The following is a 2842-nucleotide window of genomic DNA, read 5'->3' as shown; positions in this document are numbered from 1 at the left end:
GGTTCTGTCGGCGCTGTCGGACGCAGCACTCATGGTCTGGATCAAGGGATCGGACGCCCATACCGAAGAGCTGATCCGCCGCTTCGACCGCGCTCCGAAACCGATGTATTACCAGCCCGACTTCCTGCATGCCTCCTGGGCGGAATACCTTGAGGCCAATGGCCTGACCGAAAACATGGTCGACCCCGACGCCTTCGTCCGCTGGGCCTATTCCCGCGCGCTGGCCCATCGCCAGCCGCTCTACGACGCAATGGCGCGGAACTGGGGTGTCACTGTCACGGCCGAAGAGGTCGCCGAAGTTCGCACACCCAGCGATTTCGAAACCCTGATTGCCCGGGCCCTTGAGGCGCGCGGCTGACCCGACTATCTCTGGCCTTCCGAACAGGAGACCCCCGAATGCCCATCACCCTGCCCGAGACGCTTCCCGCCTACGACGTGCTGTCGCAGGAAGGCGTTATGGTGATGTCGCCCGACCGCGCCGCGCATCAGGATATCCGGCCGCTTCGCATCGGGCTCCTGAATCTGATGCCGAAGAAGATCCAGACGGAAAACCAGTTCGCCCGGCTGATCGGCGCGACGCCCTTGCAGATCGACTTTCAACTGATCCGGATGAGCGAGCATCAGACCAGGAATACCGCCGCCGAGCATATGGAGGCCTTCTACCGCCCATTTCAGGAGGTGAAGGAAGAGAAATTCGACGGGTTGATCATCACCGGCGCACCGATTGAGCATCTGCCGTTCGAGGAGGTGAGCTATTGGGATGAGCTTCTGGAGGTCATGAACTGGACCCAGACCAATGTCCAATCCACCTTCGGCGTCTGCTGGGGTGGCATGGCGATGGCCTATCACTTCCACGGGCTGAAAAAGCACAGCCTTGACGCCAAGGCTTTCGGCTGCTTCCGCCACCAGAACCTTGCCCCGGCCTCGCCCTATCTGCGCGGCTTCTCGGACGATTTCGTCGTCCCGGTCAGCCGGTGGACCGGGATGAAACAGGATGAGGTCGACCGTGCCGAAGGGCTGAAGACGCTTCTCGGCAGTGATGAGGTCGGCCCCTGTCTGATCGAGGATCGCTGCCACCGCGCACTCTATGTCTTCAACCATTTCGAATATGACAGCGGCACGCTGAAGGAAGAGTATGACCGCGATGTCGTAAACGGCACGCCGATCAATGTGCCGATGAACTACTATCCCGATAACAATCCCGGTCAGCAGCCGCTCAACCGCTGGCGCAGCCACGCGCATCTTCTTTACGGCAACTGGATCAACGAGATCTATCAGTCGACCCCGTTCGACATCGCCCGTATCGGAAGCCAGACTGCCTGAAACGGGCAGTTTTCGGTCGAACGCGGCACAGACCTTGGTCGCACCGGGGCTGGCGGACGGGGCGTAACCCTTGCCGAAATGCCCGCCTTTCAGTATGTGGCGCGGATTGCCGGGATCAAGCGAACGAGGCTCAGATGCAGAATTACGAGTACAAGGTCGTGCCGGCCCCGAACCGTGGGGAAAAGGCACCCGGCGTCAAATCGGCGCCAGACCGCTTTGCCCATGCCCTGACGTCCCTGATGAACACGATGGCCCGCGACGGGTGGGACTACCTGCGCGCCGACACATTGCCGTCGGAAGAACGCTCGGGCCTGACCAAGCGCACCACGGTCTATCACTCGGTACTGGTCTTTCGCCGCGCGATCGCAAAACCGGCCGATGAAGCGCCGCGCAAGCTGCTGACGGCCGCGGCCCCTGCCGGAAAGGCCCCCGCCCTTTTGGCCGAACCAGCCCCGGTTGACACGCCCGCGCCACCCGTCAAGGCACCGCCAGCCACTCCTGAAGAAGAATCGCATTAGACCGGATTCTGCGGATTTCCCTTGCGCCCGTCACCGTCCCGTGGGCAATGCCGGGTGCCAGATATCTTTGTCTGCTTGTCCAAAACAGCGCCATCGGCGGTTTCCATCACCACGGGACTTGAGTTATTTCATATATATTTCATACACTTAATTGAAAATCCCCGAGCACAACCGCCCCCACTTGGGCGTAAATCCGCCTCATTCCCGCCATGTTTTGGTTGAGCTCGCGCCCCGCCTGTCGAATGATTGAACCAAGCAATGGGTGGGGACCTCACATGTATGAGTACAAATTTCTTCCGACGCCGCTTCAGACTTGCCAGGGGGAAAGGCTGAAGAACGACCGCAAGGCCATGGTCGGTTCGCTCGACAGCGAAGCAACGATGCTTTCGGCATCGGGCTGGGACTTCGTGCGGTTTGACCGGGTGCCTGTGGCCAATCGGCGTTTCATCCTTTTCTCGGTCAAGGGCGAACGCTCGGTGACGGTCTATCGCCGCCCGATACGCGAACCGGGTGCTGCGGCCAATTTGCCGGGATTGGCGTATCCGCCCAATGCCGCAAAGCCGCCTGTTCAGGTTGAAGAAGAACAGGTTCATTCGGTACGCCCGCGCCGGATATCGCGTCTGCAAAAGCGTGATATCCCCGCCTTCCTGATGGTTCCGGGACCTGCAGGCGAAGGTTCTGCGCGCCTCGCATAAGGCCAAAGCTGGAACCAACCCACGGTCACACCGCTTCACTTTCTTACTGCAAAGTTGCGGTTTAACAGCGATCTCCGGCCGGTCCCGGCCGGAGATACGCGGTGCCACGGCGGCCACGCCTCACACCTCGACATCCATCGCAAGGGCGTGGATGCGACCGGGAATGTCGGGGCCGATCGTCCGATGGATCGTGCGGTGACGTTCAATCCGGCTCATCCCGGCGAAAGACGACGACCGGATGACAATGCGGAAATGGCTCTCGCCACCCTCGCGATACCCGCCATGACCGCGGTAGCGCTCGCTTTC

4 protein-coding genes and 1 pseudogene are annotated in these 2842 nt (G+C 60.9%); 4 read left to right on the top strand and 1 reads right to left on the bottom strand.

Translation table 11 applies throughout. The features are described 5' to 3' along the window. The 4 genes and pseudogenes from WBB85_RS19715 to WBB85_RS19700 all read left to right on the top strand — a co-directional run. Positions 1 to 358, top strand: a pseudogene (locus WBB85_RS19715) (ATPase); the annotation flags it as partial. A gap of 38 nt (positions 359 to 396) precedes the next feature. Next, the gene (gene metA / locus WBB85_RS19710) at positions 397 to 1323 is read left to right on the top strand and encodes a homoserine O-acetyltransferase MetA (RefSeq protein WP_432640295.1); all 927 of its coding nucleotides are present in this window, start codon (positions 397 to 399) and stop codon (positions 1321 to 1323) included. A gap of 134 nt (positions 1324 to 1457) precedes the next feature. Beyond that, the gene (locus tag WBB85_RS19705; protein ID WP_432640294.1) at positions 1458 to 1841 is read left to right on the top strand and encodes a DUF4177 domain-containing protein; all 384 of its coding nucleotides are present in this window, start codon (positions 1458 to 1460) and stop codon (positions 1839 to 1841) included. Between the two features lie 275 nt (positions 1842 to 2116). Then, positions 2117 to 2536: a hypothetical protein gene (locus tag WBB85_RS19700; RefSeq protein WP_432640293.1), complete on the top strand. Its 420-nt coding sequence runs from the start codon at positions 2117 to 2119 to the stop codon at positions 2534 to 2536. Between the two features lie 120 nt (positions 2537 to 2656). Here WBB85_RS19700 and WBB85_RS19695 read toward each other — a convergent pair. Next, the coding region (locus tag WBB85_RS19695; RefSeq protein WP_432640292.1) for a BolA family protein at positions 2657 to 2842 on the bottom strand (186 nt) is incomplete at its 5' end.

Origin of the sequence: Albidovulum sp., assembly GCF_049646345.1 — a bacterium.
Taxonomy (GTDB): Bacteria; Pseudomonadota; Alphaproteobacteria; order Rhodobacterales; family Rhodobacteraceae; genus Albidovulum.
This window is presented reverse-complemented; position numbering and strand designations above follow the sequence as displayed.

Coding starts and splice junctions, on each gene's coding strand:
- WBB85_RS19705 (WP_432640294.1), top strand. CDS start 1,458: ATGCAGAATTACGAGTACAAGGTCGTGCCGGCCCCGAACCGTGGGGAA.
- WBB85_RS19700 (WP_432640293.1), top strand. CDS start 2,117: ATGTATGAGTACAAATTTCTTCCGACGCCGCTTCAGACTTGCCAGGGG.
- metA (WP_432640295.1), top strand. CDS start 397: ATGCCCATCACCCTGCCCGAGACGCTTCCCGCCTACGACGTGCTGTCG.